14 protein-coding genes, 1 tRNA gene, 1 other RNA gene and 1 pseudogene are annotated in these 18,253 nt (G+C 56.2%); 15 read left to right on the plus strand and 2 right to left on the minus strand.

Going from position 1 to position 18,253, the window contains the following annotated elements; all coding sequences use genetic code 11:
* The first annotated feature begins 24 nt into the window (after positions 1–24).
* The 14 genes and pseudogenes from J5W70_RS09670 (at position 25) to J5W70_RS09735 (ending at position 14,580) form a co-directional block, all read left to right on the plus strand.
* Positions 25–1,269, plus strand: coding sequence for a hypothetical protein (locus tag J5W70_RS09670; protein ID WP_146020031.1), 1,245 nt, complete (start codon positions 25–27; stop codon positions 1,267–1,269).
* Complete coding sequence (locus tag J5W70_RS09675) at positions 1,266–2,114, plus strand: glycosyltransferase family 2 protein (RefSeq protein ID WP_022396781.1); 849 nt, start codon at positions 1,266–1,268, stop codon at positions 2,112–2,114. The genes J5W70_RS09670 and J5W70_RS09675 overlap by 4 nt, the downstream gene beginning before the upstream one ends.
* Positions 2,096–2,956: a hypothetical protein gene (locus tag J5W70_RS09680; RefSeq protein ID WP_022396782.1), complete on the plus strand. Its 861-nt coding sequence runs from the start codon at positions 2,096–2,098 to the stop codon at positions 2,954–2,956. Before J5W70_RS09675 ends, J5W70_RS09680 begins: the two co-directional genes overlap by 19 nt.
* 3 nt (positions 2,957–2,959) lie before the next feature.
* A complete protein-coding gene (locus tag J5W70_RS09685; protein WP_022396783.1) occupies positions 2,960–4,069 on the plus strand; it encodes a glycosyltransferase family 4 protein in 1,110 nt (369 codons plus the stop codon).
* A gap of 341 nt (positions 4,070–4,410) precedes the next feature.
* A pseudogene (locus J5W70_RS13020) lies at positions 4,411–4,581 on the plus strand (DapH/DapD/GlmU-related protein); the annotation flags it as partial.
* 61 nt (positions 4,582–4,642) lie between these two features.
* Positions 4,643–5,887 carry a glycosyltransferase family 4 protein gene (locus tag J5W70_RS09695; RefSeq protein WP_022396785.1) on the plus strand — a complete coding sequence of 415 codons (1,245 nt, stop codon included), beginning with the start codon at positions 4,643–4,645 and terminating at the stop codon, positions 5,885–5,887.
* 2 nt (positions 5,888–5,889) lie between these two features.
* Positions 5,890–7,041 (plus strand): WecB/TagA/CpsF family glycosyltransferase, encoded by a 1,152-nt coding sequence (locus J5W70_RS09700; RefSeq protein WP_022396786.1) that lies wholly within the window; start codon positions 5,890–5,892, stop codon positions 7,039–7,041.
* A 50-nt stretch (positions 7,042–7,091) separates the two neighbouring features.
* Entirely contained in the window at positions 7,092–8,183 is a 1,092-nt protein-coding gene (locus tag J5W70_RS09705) for an adenylyltransferase/cytidyltransferase family protein (RefSeq protein ID WP_022396787.1), read from the plus strand.
* Between the two features lie 125 nt (positions 8,184–8,308).
* Entirely contained in the window at positions 8,309–9,340 is a 1,032-nt protein-coding gene (locus tag J5W70_RS09710; RefSeq protein ID WP_102731080.1) for an acyltransferase family protein, read from the plus strand.
* Positions 9,341–9,692: 352 nt separating this feature from the next.
* Positions 9,693–11,657 carry an alpha-L-fucosidase gene (locus tag J5W70_RS09715; protein ID WP_022396789.1) on the plus strand — a complete coding sequence of 655 codons (1,965 nt, stop codon included), beginning with the start codon at positions 9,693–9,695 and terminating at the stop codon, positions 11,655–11,657.
* Positions 11,658–12,290: 633 nt separating this feature from the next.
* Entirely contained in the window at positions 12,291–13,526 is a 1,236-nt protein-coding gene (locus tag J5W70_RS09720) for a hypothetical protein (protein WP_102731079.1), read from the plus strand.
* A 1-nt stretch (position 13,527) separates the two neighbouring features.
* Complete coding sequence (locus J5W70_RS09725) at positions 13,528–13,926, plus strand: hypothetical protein (RefSeq protein ID WP_102721773.1); 399 nt, start codon at positions 13,528–13,530, stop codon at positions 13,924–13,926.
* A 62-nt stretch (positions 13,927–13,988) separates the two neighbouring features.
* Positions 13,989–14,228, plus strand: coding sequence for a hypothetical protein (locus tag J5W70_RS09730; RefSeq protein WP_146020029.1), 240 nt, complete (start codon positions 13,989–13,991; stop codon positions 14,226–14,228).
* Positions 14,229–14,424: 196 nt separating this feature from the next.
* Positions 14,425–14,580 carry an N-acetylmuramoyl-L-alanine amidase gene (locus J5W70_RS09735; protein ID WP_180973755.1) on the plus strand — a complete coding sequence of 52 codons (156 nt, stop codon included), beginning with the start codon at positions 14,425–14,427 and terminating at the stop codon, positions 14,578–14,580.
* A 570-nt stretch (positions 14,581–15,150) separates the two neighbouring features.
* Here the strand turns inward: J5W70_RS09735 and ssrA are convergent.
* Positions 15,151–15,510, minus strand: a transfer-messenger RNA (tmRNA) gene (ssrA, locus tag J5W70_RS09740).
* Positions 15,511–15,591: 81 nt separating this feature from the next.
* A tRNA-Arg gene (locus J5W70_RS09745) sits at positions 15,592–15,668 on the minus strand.
* Between the two features lie 214 nt (positions 15,669–15,882).
* On the opposite strand from J5W70_RS09745, the gene J5W70_RS09750 reads away from it, so the two are divergent.
* Positions 15,883–18,033, plus strand: a complete 2,151-nt coding sequence (locus J5W70_RS09750; RefSeq protein WP_022397857.1) for a RecQ family ATP-dependent DNA helicase — start codon at positions 15,883–15,885, stop codon at positions 18,031–18,033.
* Positions 18,034–18,253: the final 220 nt, after the last annotated feature.

Genomic DNA, 18,253 nt, shown 5'->3' on the forward strand with positions numbered 1-18,253 from the left:
CGCCTTCCTTCAAGCATCCGGGTCGTGCTCCCCTTCATCATCCTGGTGAAGGCCATGATCATGTTGTCCATGTACTCGTCCGCCGCCGTCCTTCACCCGATTTGTACGGAACAGGCCATTTCCCTTTCCTCCGTCCTCCTGCTGGCGGTGTCCTTCGTCATCATGCGGAAGTATTTCAGGAGGGAGGACGCCCCGGTCTATCCCCTCTTTTCCATTTATTTCCTGTGGGTATTCATTTGCTGCCTGCGGGGCGTCTTCGCCGTGGACGGCTACTGGTCCGCGCGGGCCCTGGTGACGAATGCCCCCACGCTTTTCATTCCCGTGCTGGTTTACGTGTTCAGCCTGCCGGAGGTGACGCGGCAGGTCCTGTCCGTCTGGTTCAAGGTGTTCATCCCCGTTTTTTTCCTGTTCATGTTCACCCTCAATCCGGACTTTTACGCCTCCCTGCTGAATCCCCTGCTGATGCTGGTGCCGTGGCTGCCCCTGCTGCCCCGGAAATGGAAGCTGGTGGTGCTGGTCATGGCATGCCTGATGGTGTGCGTCAGCATGGGAGCCAGGAGCCAGATTCTAAAGGCGCTGGTGGCTTTGTCTCTGCTGGCCGTCTATTGCGGCAGGGATTTGCTCAAGGACTGCTTTTACAGGATGATGCGGCACGCCCTGTTTTTAATTCCCTCCCTCTTTCTCGCCCTCGGGCTGGGCGGCGTCTTCAATGTCCTGGACATCGGCTCCTACGCCGGAGCGCCGGGAAGTTCCGTGGAGGACGACCTGCTGGCGGATTCCCGCAGCATCGTCTTTGAAGAGGTGGCCTCTTCCTCCCTGAAGGACGGCTGCATTTTGCTGGGGCGCACCCCGGCGCAGGGGTATGAAACCAGTTTCCAGATGTCCCAGGATGAGCGCCAGTCCTACCGTGACCAGAAGCGCCGCGCCTGGTGCGAACCCGTTCTCCTCAATATTTTCGCCTGGACGGGGGTGGTTGGGCTCTTCCTTTACACGGGATTTTACTGGCAGGCCTCCTATCTGGCCATTTACCGCTCCAACAACCGCTGGATGAAATTGCTGGGAGTGTTCGTGGCCTTCCGCTGGCTCTGGGGATGGCTGGAGGATACCAACTTCAATCTGGATATCATGAACATCTCCCTGTGGATGATGATCGCCATGTGCTATTCCAGCCGTTTCCGGGCCATGACGGACGGCGAGCTTCATGAATGGGTGGAAAGCATCTTCCGCCGCCGTTCCTCCAACCCTCTCCCTTCCGTACGCATTCCATGAAAACTGACGATACCTCCGGAAAAAAACTTGCGGTCCTGATGACGTGCCACAACCGCAGGGAAAAAACGCTCCGCTCCCTTGCCTCCCTGTTCTCCGCACTGCCGGAAGCGGGGCTGGACGTCTCCGTGCATTTGGTGGATGACGGTTCCACAGACGGCACCGGAGACGCCGTGCGGCAGGCTTATCCCTCCGTTTCCGTCATCACGGGGGACGGAACCCTGTTCTGGAACCGGGGAATGAGGACGGCATGGGAGGACGCCCTGAAGAAGGATGCGGATTTCTACCTGTGGCTGAATGATGATACCATGCTTCATCCGTTTGCCGTAAGCCATCTATTGGAAGCCTGCCGCCAGATGGAACACGCCGCCGTCATCTGCGGCTCCACCTGCCATCCCGGCACGGATGAGTGGACTTATGGAGGCACGGCGGGCGGGAAGCCCGTTATTCCGGATGGAACCCTGAGGGAGTGCGAATTATGCCACGGGAACATTCTGTGGGTGCCGCGGCGGGTGGTGGAGCGCATCGGCATTCTGGACGGGTTCTACCTGCACGCGCTGGGGGATTACGATTATTCCCGTACGGCACGCGAACGCGGAATAAAGCTGCGGGTGGCTCCCGCCTGCCTGGGAACCTGCGAACGGCATGACAAGGCCGTTGCCTGGACGGACCGGAAGGTGCCCCTGGCAGGCAGGCTCCGCAATTTGTATTCCCCGCTGGGGAATGCCCAGCCCAGGTATTACTTCCACTACGTCCGCAGGCACGACGGCCTGCTGGCCGCGTGCAAGGCCATGATCTGCATGCATGTAAGAGTTTTTCTCCCCTTCTTATGGACAGCAACGAAATAGACTGGGTTTTCCAGACGGATGACGAAGAGGTGCTGGAGACGTACAGGACCCGCGATAATTATCTCATGGAGCGTTCTCCGGAAGGGGATGATTCGCGGTGCGCCGTTTATTTCAGCAGCAACGACCTGTACTTTCCCAACAACCGCGTCCGGTTCCATGAACGGGTCACCCTGCGGAATACGTTTGAATGGTTCGGAACCAGGGTTCCGGGCTGCGGCAGGCACATCTTCATCCGCGACGTTTTCAAGCAATGGTACCTGGGCGGCATCAACATCCGCCTGAACTCTCCGGAAAAGGTGCTGAAGTGGCTTGAAAACGAAACGAAAGGCTGCCGGGCAACGATGGTGGGCAGTTCCTCGGGAGGCTATGCCGCCGTTCTCTTCGGCTCCCTGCTGCATGCGGAACGCGTTTTCTCCTTCAACGGCTATTTTGACCTTGCGCCGGAAACGGAAATGGAAGATGCCGCCAGAATCAATCCCCTGCTGGTACGGTACGGGAACGACCCGGAACGGGCGCCTTTTTACCGCCTGGCCCCCTTTCTGCATGCGGGGACCCCCGTTTATTATTTCCATTCCCTGTTTTCTCCCATTGACCGCCGGCAAAGGGAGCTTCTGGGCGGCTGCCGGGGGGTGCACGTCATTCCCTTCCGTTCCCGCCGCCACGGAATCCCCTTCCTCAAATGCTGTTTAAGCCGCCTTTTCCAATATTCCGATGAAGAACTGCTGGAGCTGTGCGGCACAGTTCAACACCCCTTGCGGTTTTCCCTCCGGTGTGCGGGCGTCCGGGAGACGGCCTCCGGGTTCTTCAGGCAAGCGCGGCAATATTACAGGAAAAGGCACTGAACCATGAACGGCAACAAACGGAAACTGATGGTCTTTCATCAATACCTGGCGCCTTACCGCATTGATTTTTTCAATGCGCTGGCCCGTCTTGGAGAGATGGAGGCGTTTTTTGAATATGAAAATTCTCCGGACCACCACTACAACAGGCGGGAAATGGAAGCCCGCTGCGCTTTCCGCCCCCAATACCTGAACCATGTTCGCGTGGCCGGGCGGCGCGTTCCCTCCGGCCTTGCGCGCATTCTGCGGCAGGGACGGCCCGATCTGGTGATCGTTCCGGAGTTTTCCATTCTGGCTCTGGAGGTATGCCTGCTGCGCGCGGTCTGCCGCTGGAAATTCAAAATCGTCAGCATTTGCGACGACAGCATGGACATGATCCGCGGAAATGAATTGTCCCGCATGCATGCGCTGGCGCGGAAGGCGGCGATGCCGATGATGGACGATGTGATTCTCCCGGACATGGAGGCATGCTGCTGGTACCGGGAACATTATGGAAAGGGCGTCTTTTTTCCGATTGTCAGGGATGAACGGGCATTCCGGGAACAATGCCGGGAAGCGCTTTCCATGAGCCATTCCATGCAGCGGGAATACGGCCTGCGCGGAAAACGGGTGGTCCTGTATGTGGGGCGCCTGGCCCCGGAGAAGAATCTGGAATGCCTGGTCAGGGCGGCTGCGGCCCTTCCGGAGGACGCCGTTCTGGTAATAGCGGGGTCGGGAAGCCTGGGACCGGAATTGCAGGATTTGGCCGTCCGGCTGGAGGTCAGCGCCATTTTTACCGGCTGGCTGGAAGGCGAGCGCCTGGCGGCCTGGTACAATCTGGCCGACGTTTTTGTTCTGCCCAGCCTGGTGGAACCGTTTGGGGCGGTTGTCAATGATGCGCTGGCCGCCGGGTGCTTCTGCCTGGTTTCCGGGCGCTGCGGCTCCGCCTGCCTGGTCCGCCGGGGCTGGAACGGGGAATTGTTTGATCCGGAAGATGAAAGGGGGCTGGCCTCTCTTCTCCGGGAAACCTGCCTGGACCGCAGCGGCAGTCCTTCCTCTCCGCGCCTGAAAGAATGCCTGATGCCTGCCGGATTCCGGGAATACGTCAACCATCTCATGGAACATATTGTACGATGAATGCTTCCGCCAATGCCGCCCCGGGCAGGTCCCGGCCAATCCTGTTCCTGCGTTCCCTGGCTAACGGAATGCGCAGTTTCATACGGTTCCGCCTGCTTCAACGCTGGGTCACCGTGGAGGGAATGACCAGGATAGGAAGGCATGTGCATCTGAATTCCCCTCACAAACGGATCATTTTCGGGAACAGGGTGCAATTGGGGCCGCACTGCCATGTTTCCTGCGATATACGCTTTGGAAACAGCGTGTTGTGCGCCGCCCGCGTTTCATTCATCGGAAAAAGGGACCATTCCTTTAACAGGCCCGGTTGCGCCATCTGGGATTCTCCCCGGAACTGGGAGGACGGCATGACGGTCATCGGCAGCGACGTGTGGATTGGCCATGGAGCCGTCATTCTGGGCGGCGTTTGCGTGGGAGACGGGGCCATTGTAGCGGCAGGCGCCGTCGTGACCGGAGACGTGCCGCCCATGACCGTGGTGGGCGGCAATCCGGCCAGGGTCATCCGCCGCCGCTTTGCCGCCCCGGAGGAGGAGGAAAGGCACCGGAGCTACCTTGATTCCATCAAATAGACAAACCATGATGCAAATCCTGATTAACGCTTATGCCGTCAACCCGGACTGGGGCAGCGAACCCGGCATGGGGTGGAACTGGGTCATCCACCTGGCCATGCACTGCAAGGTGCATGTGATTACGGAAGGGGAATGGAGGGAGAACATAGAACGGGAGCTCGCCCGCCTCCCCCAGGGCACCAACATCGTGTTCCATTATCTTCCCGTGCCGGAAAAGGTTCGCCGGATGTGCTGGAACCAGGGAGACTGGCGTTTTTACTACCATTACAGGAAATGGCAAAAGAGGGCTCTCTGCCTGGCGCGTCAAATCATGAAGGATAACCGTATTGATCTGATCCACCAGCTGAACATGATTGGGTTCAGGGAACCGGGCCTGCTTTGGAAAATCAAGGGTGTGCCCTATGTGTGGGGACCGGTGGGAGGCATGGAAAACGTGCCTGCCGCCTATGCACGCTGTGCGGGATGGAGGCAGTGCCTGTTCGTGCGGGTGAAAAATGCCCTTAATTCCTTCCAGTCAAGATGGCAGCCCCATGTACGGCGGGCGGTCGCCAGGTCCTCCGTCCTTGTTGCCGCGGTGGAAGGCGTGAAAAACAGAATGGAAGAAGTTTATGGGAAACAGGCCGTGGTGATTAATGAAACCGGTTGCAGGCCCAATCTCTCCGGGGGGCGCCTGCTGGATAAAAAGGAAGAATTCAGCCTTTTGTGGGTGGGCAAGGCGGATTTCCGGAAACAGCTTCATCTGGCTGTTTCCACGCTTGCCCTGTTGAAGGACTGTGAGGGATTGCGTCTCCATATATGTGGCGTGAAATCTTCCGAAGAGGGGGGGCGGTTTATAAAACAGGCTGAAAATCTGGGAGTTTCTCATATGTGCATATGGCATGGAATTGTGCCCAATGCGGAAATTCTGTCCATGATGCGGCAGAGCGATCTCTTTTTCTTTACCAGCATTATGGAGGCGACCTCTACCGTGATCGCGGAATCCTTGATGGCCCGGCTGCCTGTGCTGTGTTTTGACACATGCGGAATGAGCACCGTTATTGATGATTCCGTCGGGTGCAAAATTCCTTTGTCAAATCCTGGACGGTCCGCCCGGGACTTTGCGGAACGCATCCGCTTCTTTTTCCATCACAGGCAGGTCCTGCGGGAGATGGATGGAGCTTTTCTCGCCAGGCAGGGGGAGCTGGACTGGAACCGCAAGGCGGAAAGGATGGCCGGCATTTACCGCGAAGTTTTGAAGGCCCACCAACATTGACCATGAGTGAAAACCATATGGAGACCTATTTCAACATCAGATACGAATTTGACCGTGAACGCGTTTTCCGGCGCATGGACGAAGTGCTCCGCTCCGGGGGCGCCGGATACATCTGCGTGGCGGACGGCCATGTGCTTTCCGAGGTACAGCGCAACCGGGAATACAGGAATGTGCTGAATGGAGCGCTCCTGACCATTTGCGACAGCGGCTGGGTGCCCGTCTACCTGAAATGGCTGCTGCATGCGGACAGGCCCCAATACTGCGGCGCCCAGATTTTCAGCGACGCCATCGGCATGAAAAAATACAGAATGATGTTCCTGGGAGGCAGCCGCGAGACGCTGGATGCCCTGCGCCGGACCCTGGAACGGGAAGATCCCCGCGTGAAGCACATGCCTTTTCAGGAATTGCCGTTCTGCCCTGTGGATGAATTTGACTACGCGGCTATTGCCGGGCGAATCAATGAATACCTGCCGGACATCGTCTGGGTTTCACTGGGCGCTCCCAAGCAGGAAATATTCATGAACAGGCTGTGCCCCCATCTTCAACGGGGGGTTATGGTGGCCGTGGGAGCCGTCTTTAACTTCGCCTCCGGACGGAATATCAGAAGGGCCCCTGCCTGGATGGTGGACTGCAGGCTGGAATTTCTCTACCGCATTTTCAGTGAACCCCGCAAGCAAATGAAACGCTGCTGGAAAATAATCTCTGTTCTGCCCTGGATTTTTATCCGTGAAAAACAACGGCAAAAGGCGGCCAAGCCGGCTGCCGCCTCCGGAATGGGAGGAAAGACGCCCTCTCTTCCCTGCACGCTGGTCTCATGTTTCGGCCGGCTTCCCGGCAACATGGGGGACCTGCTGGCGGCCTGGGGCAGGGAAGAAGGCAGGAAATTCGTCATTGTGAGCGACGATGCCGGGTTCTGGAACCTGCCCTCCAATGCCAGCCTGGTGCCGATGGCTTTTTGCGAACTCCAGTGCCTGGCAAGGAAAAAACTGGGAAGACGGCATCAAATCAACGTTCCGGAGGACCTCCCGCTGCTTCTGCCGCAATATCCGGTTCTCTTTGAGGACTATGTGGAAGGGAACCGGGAATTGGAAACAATAGCCCTGGAATGGGAGGAGGGTTTCTCCCATTCAGCGGTTTCCGCCGCTCCGGTTTAATCTTTACCCCTCTCCATACAGCAACATCCACACCTTAATACATTTCAACGATGGCTACCAAAATATTCGTCTCCGGTTTTTACGATATCATTCATGCCGGGCATATCCAGTTCTTCCGTGAAGCGCGTTCGCTGGGGGATTTCCTCATCGTCTCCTTCGCTTCCGAGCAGGTGCTCTGGAAAAGCAAGCGCAGAAAACCATCCATTCCGGACGGCCATAAAAAAGTAATTCTGGAAAGCCTGTGCATGGTGGACAAGGTGGTCTGCGGAGAACATCTGGAGCCTGGAATGGATTTTGAACACGTTTTCCTGAAAGAACGGCCCGATATCCTGGCTGTTACGGAAGATGACTGTTACGGCGACCTTAAAAGGGAACTGTGCGCAAGAATTGGAGCGCGGTATGTAGTGCTTCCCAAAACGCCTCCCTGTTCCGAACAGATTTCCACCACCCAGCTGGTGAACAGAATCAAGGCCCCGCTTAGCGTTCCCCTGCGCGTGGACTTTGCGGGGGGCTGGCTGGACGTTCCCAGGCATGCGCGGCAGGGGGCGTACATTGTCAACTGTGCCATCAGTCCGTTTGTATCCCTGGACCACTGGCCCTATGAACTCCGGTCCGGACTGGGAGGCAGCGGAGCCTGGGCCATGCTGCAGGGCAGGGACTCCGTCCAGTCGGAACTTGCCCTGGGGGTTGGCTGGCAGGATCCGGCCGTGATTGCGGAAACGGGGCTGTGCGTCTGGCGTTCCGGCACCGTTCCCGTGCTGGACATCAAGAGCACCGGTGACTTTCTGGCCGGGAAAATGGCGGTCTTCCACACCGGGCACGACCATGATACGCCGGGAATGGCTGACGGGTGCAGGGACTATGCCCGCATCGCCCAGTCTTCCCTGATCGCCCGCGCCGGAGTGATGGAGCGCAGCACTCATGAACTGGCTGCTGGAGTGGCGCTGTACCATAGCGTGCAGCTCCAGGAGGGGATGGCTCCCCTTCTAGCCCTGGGGAAGGAACTGGCGAAGAAATACCTGGGAGGCGGGTTCGGCGGATATGCCCTGTACCTGTTCGCTTCCCGGGAGGACAGGGATGAGGCGGTGCGTCTTCATGACGGCATGAGGGCTGTGGAGCCGTATTGCAAAAGCCCCTTCTGATTTTTTTTGCCGGAATGAAAATGTCCATGGTTTAAGAATACTCTCCGGACACGAAGCCGGAAAAGGAACAGTCCTCCCGTCCCGGGGCTGCTCCCGGAACGCCGCCGAGGGAATGCTGGCTTGACCTGGGCAGGGTGGTTGGCCTGTTCTTCATCGTCCTTTTTCATGCTGCGGGAAACGGTGTGGAATTCCCTCTCTTCTTCCAGCGGGTGCCCTTTCTGTTCATGGCGGCGGCCTACTTTGTGGGACGCAGGAAAATATTCGACTGGCGCCATTCCCCGTGCAGGTATGTCCTGTTCTATCTGGCATGGAACGGGGCGGCTTTTCTGGAAGCGTTCTTCAGGCATTGGATTTATTTAAGCCTGGGCCATTCAAGCACATGGGACTGGAGCAGCCTGCCCTGGAAGCTGACGGGAGTGGGAACCACCTTCCCTTACGACGGCCCCCTGTGGTTCCTGAAATACGTGATGGCGCTGAGCCTGCTCTCTCCGCTTTTATTCGCCCTCGGAAAAAGGAAGCTGCTGATTCCCGCGACGATTGCCGTTCTCTTCTCCGTGGTGCTGTTTCCGGAGCTCAACGCGCTGTTTTCCGACCCTCCCCGGGTTCCGTGGGCGGACGCCCTGGCCTTTTTCATGCTGGGGTTCTGCCTTTCCTCCCTGACGCTGGGCGAGATTAAGCTGTTCCTGAAAAAAACAGCTTATATTTCCCTTCCCGTGTGGGCGGCAATAGCGTGGATGAACCATTGCGGCGCCATCTCCACGGAAACCCTGCACACCATACCTTGCTGGATTCCAGGGATTCTGGGATTGGGCTCCCTGTGCGTTCTGCTGACGGAAAAGACGTTTTTTCTTAACATCGCGCGGGCATGCGCTCCCCTCTTCTTCTTCATTTATGCCATTCATTGCCTGATCCTGCCCTACTTGATGCCGCTCCTGTCAAGAATTCTGCCGGAGGGAGTACCTTCCGCCATGGTTGCGACGGTTCTGATATTTGCGGGAGCATTCTTTCTTCACCGATGGGTGGTCCGGCATTACCCCGGCTGGGAATACCTGATCTTTGCCCAAAAGCGGAGAAAACCGGTGGCTGACGGGCAGGAAAAGGAGATAGTTGCCGCCGCCTTTTCCCGGTCCGCTTCCATCAATGAGCCCCCTCTTTAGAGGTCTTCCCATTTCTCCTTTGCCGCGCTCAATATCCCTTCTTCCAATGGACAAACCTTTTCTGGCGGCTCGCTTCATGGCTTCATTCAGAGTGGAGTTTTTATTCGAACGGCAATTTGAGATTCCAATTCCGAAGGGCCTCCGGCATTCGTCAAATGACGTACTGAGGCCTGCACGTTCCCGGGCAATCTTTGACGGCAACCCCGTGCGGAACCGCCGCCGTCTGGATGCCAGAAGACATGCCCATTTCAGCCCGGATGATGGAATGGCCCGGAGGGAGATGAAAGAATATTATTGTTAACAGAGTATTATCAATATACGACTAAAAAATCCCCCTTATTGATTTAAAAAAATGACTGCCTTTATTCAACTTCGCGTCGTGTTGCTCTGTGGTTTGCTGGGGTATCCGGCTGTCGCGTGTGGAAAAGGAAAGGAAGGCGTGTCCGTCATGGTTCCGGAACAGGCTTCCCGCGGAGAGCTGGTGGAGATGGCGGTCAAGGTAAGGCCTTCCGCGCGGCAACTGGATTACCAGCAGCGGGAAATGCTGGGTTTCATCCATTTCGGCATGAACACGTTTACCGGAGCGGAATGGGGAACAGGAAAGGAGGAGCCTGCAATTTTCAATCCTTCCCGGCTGGACGCCCGTTCCTGGATAAAAACGTTCAAGGATGCCGGCGTAACGGGAGTGATCTTTGTAGCGAAGCATCATGACGGATTCTGCATGTGGCCCACCAAATGGACAGATCACAACATTTCCCGTTCTCCCTACAAGGGAGGAAAAGGAGACCTGATCCGGGAAGTTTCCGCGGCCTGCCGGGAACTGGACATGAAATTCTGCATCTACCTTTCCCCGTGGGACATGCATGAAAAAAGCTTTGGGACGGAAAAGTACAATGATTTCTACGTCAAACAACTGGAAGAGCTGCTGACCAATTACGGTCCTGTTTATCTTCTATGGTTTGACGGAGCCGGGGTGGATAGCAAAGTCAATGGGAAACAGACTCCCTTCGACTGGGAGAGGATCTTTAAAAAGGCCAGGGAATTGCAGCCGGACGTTCTGCTTTCCGGGGCGGCTCCCGATGTCCGGTGGGGAGGAAACGAGATGGGGCGCGGACGGGAAACGGAATGGTGCGTCCAGGGGATTACGGCCTCGTCGCGCCTGTTTGGCGGAAATGATGTGGGGATTCGGGCTAAAGACAGGAATCTGGGCTCCATTGACAGCCTGGCAGGGAAAAAGCGGCTCGTCTGGTACCCTTCACGTGCAGGCCTCCCCATACGGAGAGGCTGGTTTTACCATGAACGCGACGACAAAACCATCAAATCTCTTGATTACCTGGTGGACTGTTACTTTTCAACCGTGGGACAAAACTCCAACGTTCTTCCCAACTTCTCTCCCAATAAGGAAGGAATCATTCCGGAGGCGGACGCCAGGAGGATGATCCAATTTGGCAGGGTGATTGGAAAGATGAAAAAAAATGACTTGGCCAGGGGAGCCCGGGCGAGAGCTCTTTCCGGGTGGGCCGGAAATCCGGAATCCGGGCTTTTGTTTGACGGCAGCCCCTTTACAGGCTGGGCCACTCCTGATGGCACCACCCGGGCGGAGGTAGAAATCCGATTGTCTGGAAAACAGGAGTTCAACGTCATCAAGCTACAGGAAAACGTACGTGACTATGGCCAGCGTGTGGAGCGCTTTGCCGTGGATGCGTGGCTGGACGGCCAGTGGAAACCCTTGGCTGAAAGTACCACCATCGGATTCCGTAAAATGATCAGGCTGCCGAAGGCGGTGAAGGCTGATCAATTGAGGATACGCTTCCTGGATTCCCGCAAATCCGTTTCATTCAGCAATTTCTCGTTGTATTACCTGGCTCCTTTCTCAACGGAGGACAACGTGGAAGCCGTCCGGAAACTGAACAGGAAGGAATGGAAAATAACCGTTGCCGGGAAAAACCTTCCCGCGGCCCAGTTGGAGCGGCTGAAAGACGGAAAAACGGATACTTATGTGGAAATTGGCCTGCCTCCCCAGGGATGCGACATTGTTATTGATACGGGAAAAGTGCAGAAAATTGCCGGGTTGATTTATACGCCTGTGATGGAAGGCGGCCCGGGCCATATTGAAATGTATGATATCCGTCTCAGCAGGGACGGCAAAACATGGGGAAAGCCGGTGGCTTCCGGCCGTTTCGGCAATATCGTCAACAACCCGGTGGAACAGGAGGTCAATTTTGTTCCCGTTGAAGCTAGATTTGTCAAATTCAGCGTTAAAAAGGGTGCCGAGGGAGCACGTAAAGCGGCTGTTGCCGAGTTGGATTTGCTTTAACAGGCCTATAAGGGCCTTTCTACGAGGAAAAAGAGGGAAAGGGAAACCAGGCAAATGGAAATTTGGTTCTTGCTCCGGTGTGCTTCAACAGGAAGAAGGATGCTAGGTTTCTCCATGAAGCAACCAGGCGGCCCATGTAAAAAGGAAGCGCCCCAAATGTTTTTCCGCTTACCATGCTTGCATTAACGGCTAACATATCCGCCGGCTCTGCAATCGTGGCGCGTGGGAGGTAGGGGCAGGGACACTTCAACTTCTATAGGAAGATTATCCTGACGGCCGTATTCCCGGACAGGAACGGCTTCGTTCAGTCTCGACGCTTTTCACAGGATGATATTTTCCAGGAACAGGTAGAAACTTTCAACGAAGTGGTAGCACACGTTGCCGTTTTATCCGATGAATGGAAGGAGCTTCACGTCCGGGTGCGGCTGGATCAGATCATCAGCTCGCCTTTGGAGGAAAGGGAAATATCTCTGGAATCCAGGGATGCGGTTGCTCTGACCGTGGAAGCAGCCACCGCCCAGGAAGGGCGCGGGTTTTTCACCAGCCAGAATTTTCGGAGTTCACGATGGTGGACGGGATGGCAGTGGCGTTGTTCAACCGCTTCACGACAAGCAATAACAAAGAATAACAAGCATGAATAAAATTACTTCTATCAATGGGATTCTCCTGACTCCTCTGAATGAATGGAGTGAGCATGTGGAGAATGAAACTGCGCATGTTACAGAGGAAGAGCGCACCGCATGGAACGCCAAGGCGGATGCCGCCGCTCTTTCTACAAAAGTCGACGCGTCTTCCTTCAATGCGCACAAGGAAGACGCCGCAGCCCACATAACGGTTCAAGAACGCGAAACGTGGAATGGCAAGCAGGACAAGCTGACAGACGAAGCGGGCAACATGACGCTGGACGGCGGCTTGACTGCGGAGGGGACGGTCAACGCCAACGGGGGCATCAATATTCCGCTTACCGTGGGAGCGCAAACAGGCACGGCAGCCGTGAACCGCTTATATGCAGCAGGGCTGGCCGGGGCTACGAATGTCTACACGATGCCTTATTTTCCTGACACTTCAAAAATTGTGACTACTGGCTCAGCAGTCACCGCCATATATGTTCCTTACCATTATGCGCGCGTTACGGCGCCTGCAAATAAAACCAGCTCCATCAAGTTTCCCTTTCTGGGACTCTACGGCGGGTGGAACTACAGCAACTTTGCGGGGTTTTCTATATCCCTGCATAGCTACACTGCTCTTAAATTCACTATTGGGCTGGGGGCTGGAGCCAAAACCTACAGAAGCGATTTAACTCTGGACTCCTATGCTCTCATTCCCGGCAATGACCTCGCTTATGCAAATGGAGAAATTCTGGATATTACGTTCGATGCAGTCAGGGATACCGTTCGCAATGGTTACACTATTATAGTGCGGGAAATTTATGCGGAAATAACGACACAAAAATGGAAAGTTAAAACCACTACCAGCTTTGTTCCAGCAAGCCATAATGAGCTGATTCCAGCTACGCTTAATAAAATCATCTATCAGCAAAGCCAACCGGCTTCTTATTCCAAAGATTATGATGGCGTTGGCTCTCTCTATCTGATGCTGGGCGGCAGTCAGCAAGCCTCCCTGTGCAAAATCGCTGCCGTTCGTGGGCTTCGGTCCTTTGAAACTTCGTTTGGATTCAGTTCTTGCTATGTGGATTTAGCGAAAGTCGATAGTGGGACTGCGGTTGTAGAGATTGGCTCTACAGAGCGCACGCTTTATCAGCCAAATAACATCAACCCGGTTGCAATGGCTCTCGGTGCAATAGCTGCGAACACCATTGTTTCTGAAGTAACTGAAGACTTTGTAGATATTAACACCCCCTTAGCATAATATGAATAACGCAGAAATACAGATACAATTCCCCCAGCCTGGACAATGGGGGGACTTCACCCTGACGGCCATTTACCGGGACGCGGACGGCTATACCCGTACTGACCGCTACAAGCAGGAGGACCTGCCCGCTGACCAAGCCCCGGCAATGGAGGCCGTCGTGACCGCTCTGGTAGGGCTGGCGGAACCATGGAAAGCCGTCCAGGTGTGGGCGCGTCTGGATGAATACGTCAATCTTGTCCGGCATCCTGATGAGCCTGCATCTGGTGGGAGCGTCTGCCTGACCGTGGAGGTTATTAATGACCAGGGAGGACGCCGGACATTTACCTCTTGTGACTACCCGGAATTCGCCATCCAGGACCCTGCTGCCGTGGCGTTCTTCAAATACTTCGTAGAGTAAAATCATGCGCAAGTTAAATGGTGAGCAAAAAAGGGCCGTCCTTGACGGCGGGGAAGCAGGGCATGAAAAATGCCTACGGAAAAAGCAAGTCTAAAACCGGCCTGAAATGGTGGGAACGCCTTCTGTGGGTGACCCTGGCAGGGGCGGCCTATGCAGCCTCCGCCCTGCTGGGCGGTTGCGGACATAATGTGGACTTTACCCAGGACCGCACGGAGGTTTGCAAAAGCGGCTCCTGCCTGGTCATTAAGCAGGGGCATATCTCCCGCTCCCAGGTTCACGCTGCCCGTCGTTCAATATCCTGAAAAAGTAAGACCATGTGCACTAAAGCCCACGCTGCCTGAACCTTTTAAGGGGGTATAAGCCCGAATGGGTCATGTTCGTGGGCTTTATTGCCCGTGGCTTCCCGTACCACGGCATGCGCGCCTGCATGGATGCGCGGACGAAGGCCCTCACACAAATCAACATGAGGCTCTTGCAACTTGAACGGCATATCGGAAAATGAATATCGCTTTAGACATCGGACACGCCAACAACACGGGCGCCCGTGGAAACGGGCGTGAAGAATACGCTGTGGCCAAGACCATTGCTGGTCATCTGGCCCCCATGCTGCGGGTCCACGGGCGCGCCGTCACCGTCACCGACTCCCCCGTTTGAGCGGCGACGACCTTGTCCGCCACCGTGAAGGCCATCAACGCGGGGAACTACGGCATATACTCTCCGTTCGCTCTGACTCCTCGGACTCCCCCTACGGCCCAAGGGGCTCGCATCTGCTACTGCCGTAGCTACCATGATGACGGCGCCTATACGGATTCGCTGAGAGTAAAAGCCTTGGCTTCATCCCTATCGCTGAGCCGCTCTGCAAGCTCCTGCTGGTTCTCCAAATCCAGCCTCCGCACCCTCCGTGAAACGGTGCCGCCCGCCATGCTGGTGGAATGCGGCTTCTTTTCCAATCCCGGAGAGCCAACCGCAAATACAACCGACTCGTCGGTCTCTCGTGACCTTCCAGCAACCATGCAAATGCCCCTGTTCCGAATCAGGGAACAGTCCCCCCGAAGCCCTCTCCCGCCCACCACAGGGGAGGGCTTCTTCATGCCTGCAAGACACACCTCCGACTGCAAGACATTGTTTCCAAAACGAATTTCAATGTCTTGCAGTTTGTCTTGCAGTTTTATAAAAACAAAAACCGCAAGCATTCTTTTTCAAACGCTTGCGGTTGTTTTGAGATGGTGGAGGCGACGGGAGTCGAACCCGTGTCCTGAAGGCCGTTGATGCCGGCATCTCCATGTTCAGACGCATATTGCTGCTTTCGCGGCCGCTTCGTCATGCGCCAACTAGGCAGGCTCGCTAGTTGCCTGTGGAAGTCTCGTGCGTTGCGCGGCAACCCCGCATTGCACCAGCCTGCTGAATATTCGTCGTTCCCTCTAGCAGGCGTTGAGGTTCTGACGCGGCTGAACTAATTAGGCAGCCAGAGCAAGGTCGTTAGACTCTGCATTTATTTTTTTAATCGGCTTTTTAGAAGGCCAGCCGATTAACCTTCACATGCAGCCAGCACCTCAGACTTCCAGTCGAAACCATGGCGCCCCCATATGTATTTACCGATAGAGACAAAAAATCCCGCCATGGCGTTCAGGCAGGAATTATTTTATTTACCGGTGGTGATGCAAGTGGCACGCCCGTAGGGATTCGAACCCCAAACCTTCTGATCCGTAGTCAGACGCTCTATCCAATTGAGCTACGGGCGCTTTGACTTGCGTCGTGTACCGCGTAAGCGGTGAAAGGAATATAGGTTTTTCTTCGGGAAAGTCAAGATGTTTGTAAGATGATTTGAGAAAAAAATCTCATTTTTTCTCTTCCCGGGAGAGGAGTCCTTCAAAGACAGGCCGTTGATTCCGGAGCGCAGAAAGAGGGGAAAGGCGTTGCGTCACGGAATGGGCTGTGGCACACTGAGCGGAGAAAATGAGCGAGTTCAAGGTGATCAGGTCGCCGATGGAGGCATTGAAGGAGTACTTCGGCTTTTCCAGTTTGAGGGAGGGGCAGGACCGCGTGGTGGCTTCCATCATGGAAGGCCGCAACGTGCTGGTGGTGATGCCCACCGGGGGAGGGAAATCCCTGTGCTACCAGCTTCCCGCCTTGTGCCGGGACGGGGTCTGCCTGGTGGTCAGCCCGTTGATCGCCCTGATGAAAGACCAGGTGGACGCCCTTGCCGCCAGAGGGATTCCCGCCACCATGATCAACAGCTCCCTGAGCTTTCCTGAACAAAGGGAACGCCTGGCCGGCATGAAGGACGGGGTGTTCAAGCTGGTGTATGTGGCTCCGGAGCGTTTCGGCCATGAGGGGTTCATGCGTGCTCTGGCGGAGGTGGACGTGAATATGGTTGCCGTGGATGAGGCTCACTGCCTGAGCCAGTGGGGGCATGATTTCCGTCCGGATTATTTGAAGCTGGGCAGGGCTATTGAAGCGATGGGGCGCCCGCAGGTAGCGGCTCTGACCGCCACGGCCACTCCCCGCGTGCGGGAGGATATTCTGGAACATTTGAGGCTGGACGACCCGGTGACGATTGTACGGGGGTTTGCGCGGGAAAACCTGCATTTCCGCATTACGGCTTGCGATACGCACAAGGACAAGTACAAGAGGCTGTACGAGCTGGTGAAGCGCCATAAGACGGGTATTATCTATTGCTCCACCCGCAAAAAGGTGGAGCAGGTGTATGAGGCTCTTTCCGACCTTGGCCTGAACGTGACGGCTTACCACGCGGGCATGACGGATGAGCAGCGGGAAGAGGCCCAGAACGCCTTCATGAACCGCCATGCGGACATCGTCATTGCCACGAATGCGTTTGGCATGGGCATTGACCGTGCCGACGTCAGGTTTGTGGCCCATTTTGAGGTTCCCGGCAGTGTGGAGGCCTATTACCAGGAAGCTGGCCGTGCCGGCCGCGACGGGGATGAAGCCTATTGCGAGCTTTTGTTCAACCACGCGGATTTGCGGACCCAGGAGTTTTTTATTGAGGGGGTGAATCCGGGCGTTCCGCTGATTGTGGAACTGTACGAGTTGTTAAGGAAGCATTGCAGTCCGGAAACCCATGATGTGGCGTGGTCCATGGAGGAGATGGGGGAACGCCTCAAATGCCGGAATGCCATGCAGGTGGGGGCCGCCCTGTCCGTTCTCATGCGCAATGGCGCGATCAGCCGCCATGACGTTCCGGGGCAGCGCGTGAAGCTTACCAGAGTGACGGACCCCGCCGTAAGCGGCTTGAAGATTCCTCTGGACGAACAGGCCCTGCGGGAAAAAGAGGTAAGGGACCGGGAAAAACTGAAGGCGGTAACGGAGTTCGCTTATTCCACCGGCTGCCGCCAGCAGTGGATTTTGAATTACTTCGGGGAGGAGGATGGCGCCCCGTGCGGCCGCTGCGACCAGTGCCTGACGCTGGGGGTGGAGGAAGGCCAATCGTTGGGCGAGGAGGAAACCAGGGTTGTCCGGCAGGCGCTGAGCGGGATTGCGCGCGCGTCCGTGCGCATGGCGGACGGTTCCTGGCAGGGAAGGTGGGGCAGGACGAAAATCATCCAGATGCTCAAGGGGGCGAAGAATCAGGAGATTTTAAAAACCTCCCTGGCCCGGTTAAGTACGTATGGAATCCTTTCCCGGTGGAGCGAGGACGATATCCGCCAGTTGTTCCGCGCCATGCAAATGGCGGGGTTGACCAGAATGAGCGGAGAGGCGGACCGCCCCCTGATTACCCTGAGCCCGAAGGGGAATGAAGTGATGATGGGGCGCAGGGAGGCGTCCATGCTCTGGCCCTTTGCCCGCCGGGAAAAGGCTTCCGCTCCCACGGAGCAGGCCAGGGTGCGGGCCACGGGGGATTTGGCCGCGCTGGGCGAGTTTGACGAAGATTTGTTTTTGAAATTGAAGGAGCTCAGGAATGAGCTGGCCCGTGAAGCCGGAATTCCGGCTTATGCCGTATTCCACAATTCCACCCTGGAAGGGTTGGCCAGGCTGAAACCCACCACCCGCCGGGGCGCCATGAACGTCCACGGCATCGGGGAGCAGAAGGCCGCGAAGTATCTGGATGATTTTCTGGAAGTGATCGCAGAGCATTGCGAGGTTTAAAAAGGTTTTCCGGACCGCTTGCTCCATGTCCGCGCCGCCGTGGGGGAACTGATGGCCCTTGTTTTCCCATGGTCCGGCCGCTGAATGTTCCTGCGGGGTTACATTTGCAGGTGAAAAACGGCTTCCGGTTGATTTTATGTTGGGAGGACGTTTGTCCGTCTCTTGAATCCGGACGGGAAATTCCAGTGGGAGGTGGCGCTGAAGCCCGGTGAAGAAAAGG

It is taken from the genome of Akkermansia massiliensis (assembly GCF_018847375.1).
Classification (GTDB): Bacteria; Verrucomicrobiota; Verrucomicrobiia; order Verrucomicrobiales; family Akkermansiaceae; genus Akkermansia; species Akkermansia massiliensis.

Coding starts and splice junctions, on each gene's coding strand:
- J5W70_RS09675 (WP_022396781.1), top strand. CDS start 1,266: ATGAAAACTGACGATACCTCCGGAAAAAAACTTGCGGTCCTGATGACG.
- J5W70_RS09680 (WP_022396782.1), top strand. CDS start 2,096: ATGGACAGCAACGAAATAGACTGGGTTTTCCAGACGGATGACGAAGAG.
- J5W70_RS09685 (WP_022396783.1), top strand. CDS start 2,960: ATGAACGGCAACAAACGGAAACTGATGGTCTTTCATCAATACCTGGCG.
- J5W70_RS09695 (WP_022396785.1), top strand. CDS start 4,643: ATGATGCAAATCCTGATTAACGCTTATGCCGTCAACCCGGACTGGGGC.
- J5W70_RS09700 (WP_022396786.1), top strand. CDS start 5,890: ATGAGTGAAAACCATATGGAGACCTATTTCAACATCAGATACGAATTT.
- J5W70_RS09705 (WP_022396787.1), top strand. CDS start 7,092: ATGGCTACCAAAATATTCGTCTCCGGTTTTTACGATATCATTCATGCC.
- J5W70_RS09715 (WP_022396789.1), top strand. CDS start 9,693: ATGACTGCCTTTATTCAACTTCGCGTCGTGTTGCTCTGTGGTTTGCTG.
- J5W70_RS09720 (WP_102731079.1), top strand. CDS start 12,291: ATGAATAAAATTACTTCTATCAATGGGATTCTCCTGACTCCTCTGAAT.
- J5W70_RS09725 (WP_102721773.1), top strand. CDS start 13,528: ATGAATAACGCAGAAATACAGATACAATTCCCCCAGCCTGGACAATGG.
- J5W70_RS09730 (WP_146020029.1), top strand. CDS start 13,989: ATGAAAAATGCCTACGGAAAAAGCAAGTCTAAAACCGGCCTGAAATGG.
- J5W70_RS09735 (WP_180973755.1), top strand. CDS start 14,425: ATGAATATCGCTTTAGACATCGGACACGCCAACAACACGGGCGCCCGT.
- J5W70_RS09750 (WP_022397857.1), top strand. CDS start 15,883: ATGAGCGAGTTCAAGGTGATCAGGTCGCCGATGGAGGCATTGAAGGAG.